The sequence below is a fragment of the Clostridium sp. K13 genome (assembly GCF_019734195.1).
In the GTDB taxonomy this organism is placed as follows: Bacteria; Bacillota; Clostridia; order Clostridiales; family Clostridiaceae; genus Clostridium.
Genome location: NZ_JAASHM010000044.1, coordinates 20,690 through 34,901 on the forward strand (window position 1 = coordinate 20,690; position 14,212 = coordinate 34,901).

Annotated in this window: 11 protein-coding genes and 1 pseudogene; 11 read left to right on the forward strand and 1 reads right to left on the reverse strand. The window is 30.0% G+C overall.

Annotation, left to right across the window (positions count from 1 at the left end):
• The first annotated feature begins 640 nt into the window (after window positions 1-640).
• From pflB to HCG76_RS16625, 11 genes and pseudogenes are all read left to right on the forward strand, one after another.
• Entirely contained in the window at window positions 641-2,893 is a 2,253-nt protein-coding gene (pflB, locus tag HCG76_RS16575) for a formate C-acetyltransferase (RefSeq protein WP_221701362.1), read from the forward strand.
• Entirely contained in the window at window positions 2,859-3,653 is a 795-nt protein-coding gene (pflA, locus tag HCG76_RS16580) for a pyruvate formate-lyase-activating protein (protein ID WP_221701363.1), read from the forward strand. Before pflB ends, pflA begins: the two co-directional genes overlap by 35 nt.
• Window positions 3,654-4,018: 365 nt before the next feature.
• Window positions 4,019-4,141 (forward strand): annotated as a pseudogene (locus tag HCG76_RS19585) (sulfate ABC transporter permease subunit CysT); the annotation flags it as partial.
• Complete coding sequence (locus tag HCG76_RS16590; RefSeq protein ID WP_221701365.1) at window positions 4,090-4,758, forward strand: ABC transporter ATP-binding protein; 669 nt, start codon at window positions 4,090-4,092, stop codon at window positions 4,756-4,758. The pseudogene HCG76_RS19585 and the gene HCG76_RS16590, both read left to right, overlap by 52 nt.
• A 545-nt stretch (window positions 4,759-5,303) precedes the next feature.
• Entirely contained in the window at window positions 5,304-7,952 is a 2,649-nt protein-coding gene (adhE, locus tag HCG76_RS16595; protein ID WP_221719012.1) for a bifunctional acetaldehyde-CoA/alcohol dehydrogenase, read from the forward strand.
• Between the two features lie 130 nt (window positions 7,953-8,082).
• Window positions 8,083-9,186: a DEAD/DEAH box helicase gene (locus HCG76_RS16600; protein WP_221701523.1), complete on the forward strand. Its 1,104-nt coding sequence runs from the start codon at window positions 8,083-8,085 to the stop codon at window positions 9,184-9,186.
• 18 nt (window positions 9,187-9,204) lie between these two features.
• Window positions 9,205-9,585, forward strand: a complete 381-nt coding sequence (locus HCG76_RS16605) for a VOC family protein (protein ID WP_221701522.1) — start codon at window positions 9,205-9,207, stop codon at window positions 9,583-9,585.
• A gap of 199 nt (window positions 9,586-9,784) precedes the next feature.
• A complete protein-coding gene (locus HCG76_RS16610) occupies window positions 9,785-10,636 on the forward strand; it encodes a DegV family protein (protein WP_221701521.1) in 852 nt (283 codons plus the stop codon).
• A gap of 17 nt (window positions 10,637-10,653) precedes the next feature.
• Window positions 10,654-11,163, forward strand: coding sequence for a DUF1836 domain-containing protein (locus tag HCG76_RS16615; protein ID WP_221701520.1), 510 nt, complete (start codon window positions 10,654-10,656; stop codon window positions 11,161-11,163).
• Between the two features lie 214 nt (window positions 11,164-11,377).
• The gene (glgB, locus tag HCG76_RS16620) at window positions 11,378-13,198 is read left to right on the forward strand and encodes a 1,4-alpha-glucan branching protein GlgB (protein ID WP_221701519.1); all 1,821 of its coding nucleotides are present in this window, start codon (window positions 11,378-11,380) and stop codon (window positions 13,196-13,198) included.
• A gap of 258 nt (window positions 13,199-13,456) precedes the next feature.
• A complete protein-coding gene (locus HCG76_RS16625) occupies window positions 13,457-13,609 on the forward strand; it encodes a hypothetical protein (RefSeq protein ID WP_221701518.1) in 153 nt (50 codons plus the stop codon).
• 92 nt (window positions 13,610-13,701) lie between these two features.
• Here the strand turns inward: HCG76_RS16625 and HCG76_RS16630 are convergent, their stop codons facing one another.
• Window positions 13,702-14,118 (reverse strand): SLC13 family permease, encoded by a 417-nt coding sequence (locus HCG76_RS16630; protein ID WP_221701526.1) that lies wholly within the window; start codon window positions 14,116-14,118, stop codon window positions 13,702-13,704.
• Window positions 14,119-14,212: the final 94 nt, after the last annotated feature.

Sequence of the window (14,212 nt, forward strand, 5' to 3'; positions counted from 1 at the left end):
AACAAAAAAACTATCTATTATAAGGGAAGTATTTTTTATTAATTATTATGAAATCTTTGAAGCATAATACAGTTTAGTTTAAGTGTATAAACTACGTTAAAAGATATTAAAGTCTTAAATATTAAAATTCACAAAATTTCATATAATTGCTATTAGAGTCGAGGTTTCGTGAAAAAAATGCATTTTGTAATCGTTAAACAAATTAATATTAATAAAAAATAGGCGTATTATCACATAAAAGTAAAAAATAATAATAATTATCAAATATTGACAATAATTATATAATAAGGTAATGTATTACTTGAAATCAGTTTTTAAATAATATATTGTACAGTTTTATGAAATGTAGAGAGCACAATTCAGAGAATTATAATGGAATGAATTCATTCATAGCGACTCTTTTAAATAATAATTATATATCATTGTAATTAAATAAATTCGAATTTATTCTGTAATAAAATTTGTGCAGGTATTTTTCTATGACTGATTAATTACAGGTTATATAGAGATACTACAGCATTTCATAAAACAGATTACATAAGTTATTAAAATGTTAATGAAAAAATTAAGTTTAGCTTATATCAAATTAGTAGTATAAATTGTAAGAATATATGTACTTAGAGTACAAGGAGGAATGAAGATGTTAGAAAATGAACAATGGGAAGGTTTTGAGGGAAGAATATGGAAAGAAGAAATCAATGTTAGAGATTTCATTCAAAAAAACTATAAGCCATATGATGGTGATGAAAGTTTCCTAGCAGATCCAACAGATGCTACAAATAAATTATGGGGCAGATTACAAGAGTTACAAAAAGAAGAAAGGGCTAAAGGCGGAGTGCTTGATATGGAAACAGAAGTTGTTTCTGGACTTACAGCTTATGGCCCTGGATACATTGATGAATCTTTAAAAGAATTTGAAAGAGTAGTAGGTCTTCAAACAGACAAGCCTCTTAAGAGAGCTTTCATGCCATACGGTGGTATTAAAATGGCTGAACAATCTTGTGAAAATTATGGATACACACCAAATCCAGAATTACACAAGATATTTACTGAATACCATAAGACACATAATCAAGGGGTGTTTGATGCTTATACACCAGAAATGAGAAAAGCTCGTAGCAGCCATATCATAACAGGACTTCCTGATACTTATGGACGTGGACGTATCGTAGGTGACTACAGAAGAGTTGCTCTTTATGGTATTGATTATCTTATGGAAGAAAAGGCTAAGGACCTTAACAACTGTGGCGATGGAACTATGACAGATGAGGTTATTCGTCTAAGAGAAGAAATTACAGAACAACATAGAGCTCTTGGAGAAATGAAGAAAATGGCTGCAAGCTATGGATATGATATTTCAAAACCAGCAAAGAATGCTAAAGAAGCAGTTCAATGGTTATACTTTGGATATCTTTCAGCAATCAAGACACAAAATGGTGCAGCTATGTCAATAGGACGTGTATCTACTTTCCTTGATATCTATATCCAAAGAGATCTTGATAATGGAGTTCTTACTGAAGAAGAAGCTCAAGAATTAATTGACCATTTAACAATGAAATGCAGAATGGTTAAATTTGCAAGAATAACTTCTTACAATGAATTATTCTCAGGGGATCCTTCATGGGTTACTATAGCATTAGGTGGTATAGGTGTTGATGGACGTCACATGGTAACAAAGAACGACTATCGTTTCCTTCATACTTTAGAAAATATGGGTCCTTCACCAGAACCAAATCTTACTGTACTTTACTCTTCTGCACTTCCTGAAAACTTCAAGAAGTATGCAGCAAAGATTTCAGTAGATACAAGCTCTATCCAATATGAAAATGATGATGCTATGAAACCAGAATGGGGCGATGATTATTCAATATGTTGCTGTGTATCTGCTACTCAAACAGGTAAAGAAATGCAGTTCTTCGGAGCTAGAGCAAATCTTGCTAAATGTTTACTTTATGCTATAAACGGTGGTATTGATGAAAAATCAGGTAAACAAGTTGGACCTGAATATAAAGGAATTACATCAGAATATCTTGATTATGATGAAGTAATTGAAAAATATGAAAGAATGAGTGATTGGTTAGCTGGTCTTTATGTAAATACATTAAATCTTATTCAATATATGCATGATAAGTACTATTATGAAGCAGCAGAAATGGCTCTTATAGATACTGATGTAAGACGTACATTTGCAACAGGTATTGCAGGTTTCTCACACGTAATTGATTCACTTTCTGCAATTAAATATGCAAAAGTTAAAACAATCCGTAATGAAGCTGGAATTGTTACAGATTACGAAATTGAAGGGGATTTCCCAAGATACGGTAATGATGATGATAGAGCTGATGAAATAGGTATTTATGTTCTTAAGTCATTCCTTGATAAGATCAAGAAGAGACACACATACAGAAATTCTGAACCTACAACATCACTTCTTACTATTACTTCAAATGTAGTATATGGTAAGTATACAGGTAATATGCCAGATGGACGTGAAGCTTGGACTCCACTTTCACCAGGAGCTAGCCCATCTTATGGAGCAGAACAAAATGGATTACTTGCTTCATTAAACTCTGTAGCTAAGCTTCCTTATGAATGGGCTTTAGATGGTATTTCAAATACGCAAACAATTAACCCAACTGCATTAGGAAATGATAAAGAAGAACAAGTTGACAAACTTGTACAAGTATTAGATGGTTACTTTGATCAAGGACCACATCATTTAAATGTTAATATATTTGGTGTTGAAAAATTAAAAGACGCTATGGAACATCCTGAAAAAGAAGAATATGCTAACTTTACTATCCGTGTATCAGGTTACGCAGTTAAATTTATAGATTTAACTAGAGAACAACAACTTGATGTTATCTCTAGAACATGTCATGCTGAAATCTAATTTAGATAAAAATATAGCAAGAATTCATTCAATAGAGAGCTTTGGATCTGTTGATGGACCAGGAATCCGTTTTGTTGCTTTTTTAAAAGGCTGTCATATGAGATGTAAGTTCTGCCACAATCCAGATACCTGGGAGATGAATGGCGGTGAGACAAAAACTGCAGATGAGCTTTTGTCTCAAGCTCTTAAATATAAAACTTATTGGAAAAAGGTGGGGGGAATCACTATTAGTGGTGGTGAACCTCTTCTTCAAATAGATTTCCTGATTGAATTCTTTAAAAAAGCTAAGGCAAAAGGCGTTCATGTAACGCTTGATACCTCTGGAAATCCATTTACAAGAGAAGAACCTTTCTTTAGTAAATTTAATGAACTTATGAAAGTAACAGATCTTGTAATGCTAGATATTAAACAGATAGATGAAGCTGAGCATAAAATACTTACAGGGTGGAGTAATTCAAATATTCTAGATATGGCAAGATATTTATCAGAAATCAATAAGCCTGTATGGATTCGTCATGTACTCGTACCAGGTGGAAGTGATAATGATGAACAGCTTAGAAAACTTGATGAATTTATCAAGACTTTGAAAAATGTAGATCGTGTTGAAGTGCTTCCATATCATATTCTTGGAACTTTCAAATGGGAACAGCTTGGTATTGAATATCCTTTAAAGGGTGTTGAACCTCCTAGTAAGGAGAGAGTAGAAAATGCTAAAAAACTTCTTCATACAAGTGAATATAATGGATATTTATCACGATAATTTCTAGAATAGAAATTAACAATGAATTATTGAATGTGATAAAAGACAATATATAAGTCTTAGTCATTAGACAAATAGAAACCGTACAGATTAATCTGTACGGTTTTACTACTTTATAGAAATAAATCAATTTAGTTGAAGGAAAAGCTGATGAGTTAATAGAAAAAAATATACCAGAAAAGTATAGAGGAGAAAATGAAGAAGTGAATGCAGCTCAAAATATAGGATTAATTTTCCCAGAAGATACACATATTAATTTAAGTTTTGCAGCAATGGCAACAAGCTCTAAAAATAAGGAAAATGGAATTAAGTTAATTGAGTTCTTAACATCAGCAATTGTAGTGATATTTACAGTTATGTTTATTATTATTATTATAGGAACAACTTTAGCTTGGCTAATATCAGCTTATGATTTTCCTTTTAGAAAATTTTTAAGATGGGCCTTAATTTTACCATTAGATATACCACCATATATAGCAGCATATACGATTTTAATATGGAATTAGATAAAGGCGAAGTTCTTGCAATCTTAGGTGAAAGTGGTATTGGTAAAAGTACTATGCTTAGGATAATTGCAGGTCTTGAAGAAGCTCATAAGGGAAGTATGACTATTGGAGATAAAATTATATTTTCAGAAAAATTATTTGTTGAACCTAAAAATAGAGGAATTGGAATGGTATTTCAGGATTATGCTCTTTTCCCTCATATGACTGTTAAAAAGAATATACAATATGGCTTAAAGAAAATGAGCAAAGCTGAAAAAGAAAATATAGCAATGGAAATGCTTAAGCTTGCAAATTTAGTGGAGCATAAAGACAAATATCCTTATGAATTAAGCGGTGGACAACAACAAAGAGTTGCAATAGCTAGAGCTATAGCACCAAAGCCAGAAATATTATTATTAGATGAGCCATTTTCAAACTTAGATGCTAATCTTCAAGAAAAGATTAGAGATGAAATTAAAGAAATATTAAAAAAGGCAGTAATAACTTCAATATTTGTAACTCATGATAGAGAAGATGCTAAGGTTCTTGCTGATAAGGTTATAGTATTAAGAGATGGTATTACTGTTCAAAAAGGATTATCAAAAGATATTTTAGTTTAGTTCAATAATAAGTTTAAAAATAGACAATATATAAAATAAAACTATATCTAAAGAGATAAATTATATCCAAGCTTTAGATATTAAGAAAATAAAATCTGTACATATTAAATATGTATGGGTTTTATTATTTTATTTTTTTAAATATAGAATATCTTAATTTGATTTTTTGTTAGTGAAATTGAATTTAATAAATATAAACACTTAAATTGTTATAATAATAACAATTTAAGTGTTTATTAATAGTAAAAAACTTATTACTATAATTTTCCCAACAATAATAGTATTATAAATTTAAGATAATAAACTTAAATAAAAGTATACGATTTCAATGAGGGATAAGAGTAGAAAGTGAAATTAATGATATAAATAATAAAAAAAAGTTGAAAAAAACGAAAAAAAGTTTGACAAAAAATAAACAATCAATTACAATAAGGTTGTAGGAAGTGTTAAAAAAATAACAAAGTAAAATATAAATTAACACAGCTGATGATAAAGATAATAACTAGAAATTGATATATAGATTTAATACTAGGAGGATGTAATAAATGAAGGTTACAAACGCTCAAGAATTAACAGCAAGAATTAAACAATTAAGAGAAGCACAAAGAAAGTTCGCTACTTACACTCAAGAACAAGTAGACGAAATATTCAGACAAGCAGCTTTAGCAGCTAACCATAACAGAATTAAGTTAGCTAAAATGGCTGTAGAAGAAACAGGAATGGGAATCGTAGAAGACAAGGTTATAAAAAATAACTTTGCTGCTGAATATATATACAACCAATACAAGAATATGAAAACTTGTGGGGTTTTAGAAGAAGATAAAACTCACGGAATTACAAAAGTAGCAGAACCAATCGGAGTTATCTCTGCTATCGTTCCAACAACAAACCCAACATCAACAGCAATATTTAAGTGTTTAATAGCTTTAAAGACTAGAAATGCTATAATAATCTCTCCACATCCAAGAGCTAAGAATTCTACAATTGAAGCTGCTAAAATAGTTTTAGAAGCTGCAGTTAAAGCAGGAGCTCCAGAAGGAATAATTGGATGGATAGATCAACCATCAGTTGAATTATCACAAAACGTTATGAGAGAGTCAGATATAATCCTAGCTACAGGTGGTCCAGCAATGGTTAAGGCTGCTTACTCATCAGGAAGACCAGCTTTAGGGGTTGGAGCAGGAAATACTCCAGCAATCATTGATGAAACAGCTCATATTAAAATGGCTGTAAACTCAATATTACTTTCTAAGACATTCGATAACGGAGTTATCTGTGCATCAGAACAATCAATCGTTGTTTTAGAACAAGTATACGATGAAGTTAAGAAAGAATTAGCTGAAAGAGGAGCATACATCCTTAAAGGCGAAGAAATAGATAAAGTAAGAAAAGTTATCTTAAACGAAAAAGGTGGATTAAATGCTGACATGGTTGGTCAATCTGCTTATAAGATAGCTCAAATGGCAGGAGTTAACGTTCCAGAAAGTGCTAAAGTTTTAGTTGGTGAAGTTACTTCAGTTGAATTAGAAGANCCATTCTCACACGAAAAATTATCTCCAGTATTAGCTATGTACAAAGCTACATCATTTGAAGATGCATTAAACAAAGCTGATAGATTAATCGAATTAGGTGGTATGGGACATACTTCTATACTTTACACTGATCAAGTTAAGAACAGAGATAGAGTATTAGAATTCGGAGAAAGAATGAAAACTGCTAGAACATTAATAAACATGCCAGCAGCTCAAGGTGCTATCGGAGACTTATTTAACTTCAAATTAGCTCCATCATTAACATTAGGATGCGGATCATGGGGAGGAAACTCAGTTTCAGAAAACGTTGGTCCTAAGCACTTAATTAACGTTAAGAGCATTGCTGAAAGGAGAGAAAATATGCTTTGGTTTAGAGTTCCAGAAAAAACTTACTTCAAATACGGTTGTTTACCAGTAGCTTTAGCTGAATTAGGTGAAATGGGTAAAAAGAAAGCATTCATCGTAACAGATAAAGTATTATTCGAAATGGGATACACTAACAAAGTTACAGAAGTTTTAGAAGCTCAAGGAATTCAATACAAAATATTCTCAGATGTTGAACCAGACCCAACATTAAGATGTGCTAGAGCTGGTGCAGCTGAAATGACTAGCTTTGGGCCAGACGTTATAATCTCTCTTGGTGGTGGATCAGCTATGGATGCTGCTAAAATCATGTGGGTTATGTACGAACATCCAGAAGTTAACTTCCACGATTTAGCTATGACATTCATGGATATCAGAAAGAGAATATACAGATTCCCAACAATGGGTGAAAAAGCTATGATGGTTTCAATAGCAACTTCAGCTGGTACAGGATCAGAAGTTACTCCATTCGCAGTTATCACTGATGAACAATCAGGAGTTAAATATCCATTAGCTGACTACGAACTAACTCCAGATATGGCTATCGTTGACGCTGAGTTAATGATGACTTCTCCTAAGGGATTAACAGCTTGTGCTGGTATCGACGTATTAGTTCACTCAATTGAAGCTTACGTTTCAATAATGGCATCTGAATACACTAANGGATTAGCTTTAGAAGCAATCAGATTAGTATTCAAATACTTACCAGATGCTTACAATGAAGGAACAACTAACATTAAAGCAAGAGAAAAAATGGCTCATGCATCTTGTATGGCAGGTATGGCATTCAGTAATGCATTCTTAGGAATCAATCACTCAATGGCTCATAAATTAGGAGCATTCCACCACTTACCACACGGTATGGCTAATGCATTAGTTATGAACGAAGTTATAAGATTCAATGCTGAAGAAGCTCCAACTAAGCAAGCAGCATTTGCACAATACAAATATCCAAATGCATCTTACAGATATGCTAAGATTGCTGATTACCTAGGATTAGGTGGAAACACTAACGCTGAAAAGGTTGAATTATTAATCAAAGCTGTAGAAGAATTACAAGCTAAAGTTAATATGCCAAAAACAATCCAAGAAGCTGGTGTAAGCGAAGTTAAATTCTTCGAAACAATCGATGAAATGGTTGAGCAAGCATTCGATGACCAATGTACAGGAGCTAACCCAAGATATCCATTAATGAAAGAATTAAAAGAAATGTATATCACTAGCTACTACGGAAGAAATGCTAAAAACGAAGCAAAAGCTGAAGCAGCTCCAACTAAAAAAGAAAAAAAAGCTAAATAATCAATAATTGATATAAATAAAGGGCCCTAGCGAAAGTTAGGGCTTTTTTTATTTAAAAAGAAAGAATATAATAAATCAAAAATGAAAATATGTTATAATATACAGAAATATAACAAAAGAGGTAAAGTAAATGACGTTTAAACAATTAGGAATTAGTGATAATATAACGAGTATATTAAAAACTAGCGGAATAATAAATCCAACTGAAGTTCAAGAAAAAAGTATTAAAGATATATTAAATGGTAAGGATATAATTGCAGAAGCACAAACAGGAACTGGAAAGACTTTAGCATTTTTATTACCTATATTCGAAAATATAAAACCAAACTCTAAAGATATTGAGTGCTTAATAATTACTCCAACAAGAGAGCTTGCACTACAGATTACTGAAGAAGCTGAAAAGCTAAAGCAAGGTAAAGAGATTGGAGTTTTAGCTATGTATGGAGGAAAAGATATTGGATCACAGCTTAATAAGCTTAAAGGTAATATACAAATTATTATTGCAACTCCAGGAAGATTACTTGATCATATAAAAAGAAAAACAGTTGATTTAAAAAAGCTAAAAACTATAGTTATTGATGAAGCAGATCAAATGTTACTTATGGGCTTTAGAAATGAAATAGATTCAATAATGAAGGAAAGACCTAAAAAAGTTCAAACTTTATGTTTTTCAGCAACGATGGATTCAGCAGTTAAAAAATTAGCTTATAGATATATGAAAGAGCCAGTAGTTATTTCTGTTAAAAAGGAAGAAGTAACTTTAGATAATATTAAACAAGAGGTTGTAGAAACTACAGACAGATTAAAAAGAGAAGCTTTATGTACAGTATTAGATGAGGATAATCCTTTTATGGCTATTATATTCTGTAGAACAAAAAGAAGAGCGGATGAACTAGAAGTAGTAATGCATAGAAAAGGATACAATTGCAAGGTAATCCATAGTGATATACCTCAAAATAAGCGTGAAAGAATTATGAAGTCTTTTAGAAATGCAGATATTCAATACTTAATTGCCACTGATGTGGCTTCAAGAGGATTAGATATAAGTGGAGTAGATAACATATATAATTATGATATTCCTGAAAAGGTAGAAACTTATATTCATCGTATAGGAAGAACAGGAAGAGCCGGAGAAAAAGGATATACATGTTTATTTGTAGACCCTAAAGATTCAAGAATTTTAAATGATATAGAAAAGCAAATAAAATTTACTATTCCAAGAAGAATTTTATAACAAAAAGGAGAAATACAAATGATAAATAATATTGGAAAAATAACTTTATATGTAAATAATCAAGAGGAAGCAAAAGAGTTTTGGACTAAAAAAATGAAATTTGTAGTTAAACTAGAGCAGCCTATGGGACCAAATATGACATGGCTAGAAGTGGGACCTTCAGAGGAAGCATTTACTACATTTATAATTTATGAAAAGAACTTAATGTTAGCACAAAATCCGCAAGCTAATGTATTGCATCCTAATGTAATATTAAGTACTAATGATATAGAAGAAACTTATAATGAAATAAAAAGTAATGATATAGAAACAACTGAAATAATGAAAATGCCATATGGAAGTATGTTTAAATTTAAAGATCAAGATGGAAATGATTATTTAGTTAGAGAAGATAGATAAATAATTATAAGGTCCTGCAGAAAAACTGCAGGGCCTTATTTATTAATTAAACAATAAGAATATGTGAATAATATCTAAAGATTATTGACAAAAACTATTTAGGGTGATAATCTAAAACAAATAGTTTTTAAAACTACATATTTTAGAATGTTAATCAAGATGATTTTTAATAATAACTTAAACAAAGGGGAGAAAATTTATGATCAGAATAGTAGCAGATTCATCATCACTTTACTCAAAAAATGAAGGAAAAGAAAAAGGAATTAGTATTGCTCCACTTACAGTAAATATAAATGGACAAACTTATAAAGAGTTTGAAGATATAAATACATATGAATTTATAGAGATAATAAATAAAGGACATATTCCATCTTCATCACAGCCTTCAATAGGAGAAGTATTAGAAATATATGAGCAATATAAAGAAGATGAGATAATTAATATTTCAATGGCTGATGGATTATCAGGTACATATAACTCTGCTTGTATGGCAAAGGGAATGGCAGAAAATCCAGAGAGAATAGACGTTATAAATTCAAAAACACTATGTGGGCCACATAGATATTTAGTTAATTTAGCAGCTGAACTTGTAAAGCAAGGTAAAACAAAACAAGAAATAGTAAATGAAATAAATAATACTTTAGAGGATACAAAATCATATTTAATTCCTCACGATTTTGATTTTTTAGTTAGAGGGGGAAGAGTTTCTGCACTTGTAGGTAAAATAGGAAGTGCTATAAAGTTAGTACCTGTTATGACAATGGCGGAGGACAAGCTATCTTTAGTTAAATTTACAACTAAGCGTACATTTAAAAGTGCTATAAAAAAAATAGTTGAAGAAATGTTAGAAAACAATGTTGATTCAAATTGTAAAATTTATATTTCGCATGCATGCAAGGAAGATTTGGCAGAAGATGCAAAAAAATTTATAATGAATAGTATAGAAAATGCTGATATAGAAATAAACTTATTAAGTCCTGCATTTACAACTCAAGGTGGACCAGGATGTGTAGCAATACAATACATAAGAAAGCATGAGTCTTTAAAATAGAATATTAGGAGGCAATAATGGAAAGTTTGGAATTTCATATACCAAGATTTAATGAACTACCAAGGGTTCCTCTTTATAAAGATCAGGTAATTACTTATTTAGAAAATTTGGTTAAAGAAATTAATATAGATAATGAAGAAAAAATATTAACACCAACAATGCTTAATAATTATGTTAAGCAAAGGGTTGTTTCACCGCCAAAGGATAAAAAGTATAATGAGAAACATTTGGCATATTTAATAGTTGTTTGTTTATTAAAGCAAGTGTTTTCTTTACAGGAAATATGCGAGCTTATTAATATTCAAATTGAAAGTTGTCCAATAGAAGTAGCTTATGATTATTTTTGTTCAGAAGTAGAAGAAGCTATAAAGGCTGTATTCTCTACAAGAGATTTTTCATATCCTAGATCTACAGGAACCGCTACAGTTGAAAGTGAAATATTAAGGTCAACAGTAATGGCAGTTGCAAATAAGATATTTGTTAAGAGTAAATTAAAAGAGAAAAAAGAAAATAATTTAATTGTGTAAAATTAAGAATTAATAATAATAAAATTGAATATAGATTTAAAATATTGGTTAATATGAAATTATAATTTTATATTAACCAATATTTTATTTTTTATTGTAATTTTTCTGTTACGATTAAAGATTATAAAAACTTATTATAGTTTTTAAGTTACAAATAATGTAAAATATATTTGGTAATGGAATTACTATACTATTATTAAAAGGGGAGAGCAGTATGGATATTAAGGGGTTTTATTCGGGGAATATTTTTGATGCTTACAAATATTTAGGTGCCCATGTAAAGGAAAATGAAGTTACTTTTAGAACATTTGCTCCAAATGCTAAAAAAATAGAGTTAATTGGTGAATTTAATGATTGGAATGGAACTGAAATGATAAGGAGTAACGATGGTAACTTCTTTGAATGCAGTATAGAAAATGCAAAAGCAGGAATGTTATATAAGTATAAAATTTATAGCAAAGATGGTAGCTATATAGATCATTGTGATCCATATGGATTTGGAATGGAGTTAAGACCTAATACAGCATCTATTATAAGAGATTTAAAAGAATATACATTTAATGATTCAGAGTGGATGAAAGAGAGAAGTGATTGTAAGGATAAACCTTTAAACATTTATGAGGTTCATCTAGGATCATGGAAAAAAAAACATGATAATACTTGGTATACATACAAGGAGTTGGAGGAGCTATTAATTCCATATGTTAAAGAGTATGGATATAATTATATTGAAATAATGCCATTAAGTGAGCATCCGTGCGATGAATCATGGGGATATCAAAATACAGGTTTTTTTAGTCCAACTTCAAGATATGGAACTGCTACAGAGCTGATGTATTTTATAGATAAATGTCATGAGAATAATATTGGTGTAATAATGGATTTTGTACCAGTTCATTTTGCTGTTGATGAATTTGCATTAGCTAATTATGATGGAACATCATTATATGAATATCATTATGAAGATATTGCAATGAGTCAGTGGGGAAGTAAAAACTTTATTCATTCAAGAGGTGAAGTAAGAAGCTTTTTACAATCAGCAGCAAATTATTGGCTTGAGGAATATCATTTTGATGGATTAAGAGTAGATGCGTTAAGCAATATTATTTATTGGCAAGGAAACTCTGATAGAGGAGAAAATAAAGCTGCTATAGAGTTTATTAAGAAAATGAATAAAGGATTAAAGAATTTACATCCTACAGTAATTCTGGCAGCAGAAGATTCTACTGCATACCCAAGGGTCACAGAACCAGTAGAAAATGGTGGACTAGGTTTTGATTATAAGTGGGATATGGGATGGATGAATGATACTTTAGAGTATTTTAAAACTCATCCATATGATAGGAAAAGAGATTATCATAAGTTGACATTCTCTATGATGTATTTCTATAGTGAGCATTTTTTAATGCCTTTATCACATGATGAAGTAGTACATGGAAAAGCTACAATAATTCAAAAAATGAATGGTGAGTATGAAGAAAAATTTAAACAAGCTAGGGCATTATATATGTATATGTATGCTCATCCAGGAAAAAAGCTTAATTTTATGGGGAATGAAATAGCTCAATTTAGAGAGTGGGATGAGAAAAGAGAACAAGATTGGGAAGTTTTAGAGTATGAGATGCATAATAAGTTCCATAAATTTATGAGAGATTTAAATCATATTTATCTTCAAGATTCTTGTTTATACAAATATGATTATAATATGAATGGATTTAAGTGGATGGATTGTAATCAAGAAGAAAGATGTATATATTCTTTTGAAAGAATTAGTGATAATAAAAAAATATTAGCAGTATTTAATTTTTCAAATGAAGAACAAAGAGATTATAGATTTAAGATAAATTCCAATGAGGATATTGGATTAATGTTAGATAGCAATATGAACCAATATGGTGGAGATGGAATAAGTGATTTTAGAATTATAATACGGGAAAATAGGGAAAAAAATCAATCTATATCTAGTTTTATTAATGAAAAAATTGTATCAATAGATATGAAGCCGTTTTCGGCATCTTACTATATGATTAAATAAATAAAAAGTAGTAAGTAGGAAACAAGAGTTGATAGGAGATATATATTATCTACTAGTAACTCTTGTTTTTTGTATTTAAAAATAGAATATAAAATATATGTTAAGTAGCTATTTAGGGGAGATTAACGAATTAATAGGAACAAAAATAATTGATGATTAATACTATATATTATGATGAAAAAAGAAAGAAATTGTTTGAATTAGGGATTTAAAGCAATTTTAAAGTAAATATAAAAGAAATATTAGGAGGAATAAAGTATGTATGAATTAATAAAATGTAAGTTTCAAGGAGCAAATATAACTGTTGCTGTTACTGGATTACCAATATTAATTTCTGGTGAGGTAATTGGTGGAGATGACGGTATAATAACTCTAAGAATGTGCGATGGAAAAAGTATTTATTTTATATAATTTATATTTTAATATAAATTATTAAAAAGATAGCTGATACAAATAAAATTATTAATGAAAATGGTATAGAAAAAGAAATATATTTTTTTAGATTATAAACTTGAGATATTTTTTTGATTGTAACTTTCATGGATTATATGATCATTTTGATATCTACCTACTTCACTAAGCATTATTGGACCACCAGTAGCAGACCAAGGTAACATACTGCTTCCAGCTAAAATTCCTAATGCTAAAGAAGCATATACCAAATTATTTCCTATTAATGGATTTAGTTGTAAGCATATTGGAAGAATTGTAGCAGCAGCAGGACCAGCAGATAAAAATGTTGCAATAATGAAAGATGAAAGAAGTATAGCTAAGATAATTAAAATTTGATTGTTCCCAGTAAATGAGATAATATAGTTAACTATATTATCTAATATGCCTAATTTTTGTAATACACTAGATATAATAAAGAGTGTAGATATAAAAACAAGTGAATCAAGAATAGGAACAGTATTTAGTATATTTTATGGTTTATCTATAGTTGTTAATAAAAGTAATCCTATATAGAGAATAGAAATAAAAGAAATAGAAATGGAAATGAATGGAGAAATACAT

Coding starts and splice junctions, on each gene's coding strand:
- pflB (WP_221701362.1), top strand. CDS start 641: ATGTTAGAAAATGAACAATGGGAAGGTTTTGAGGGAAGAATATGGAAA.
- pflA (WP_221701363.1), top strand. CDS start 2,859: ATGTTATCTCTAGAACATGTCATGCTGAAATCTAATTTAGATAAAAAT.
- HCG76_RS16590 (WP_221701365.1), top strand. CDS start 4,090: ATGGGCCTTAATTTTACCATTAGATATACCACCATATATAGCAGCATA.
- HCG76_RS16600 (WP_221701523.1), top strand. CDS start 8,083: ATGACGTTTAAACAATTAGGAATTAGTGATAATATAACGAGTATATTA.
- HCG76_RS16605 (WP_221701522.1), top strand. CDS start 9,205: ATGATAAATAATATTGGAAAAATAACTTTATATGTAAATAATCAAGAG.
- HCG76_RS16610 (WP_221701521.1), top strand. CDS start 9,785: ATGATCAGAATAGTAGCAGATTCATCATCACTTTACTCAAAAAATGAA.
- HCG76_RS16615 (WP_221701520.1), top strand. CDS start 10,654: ATGGAAAGTTTGGAATTTCATATACCAAGATTTAATGAACTACCAAGG.
- glgB (WP_221701519.1), top strand. CDS start 11,378: ATGGATATTAAGGGGTTTTATTCGGGGAATATTTTTGATGCTTACAAA.
- HCG76_RS16625 (WP_221701518.1), top strand. CDS start 13,457: ATGTATGAATTAATAAAATGTAAGTTTCAAGGAGCAAATATAACTGTT.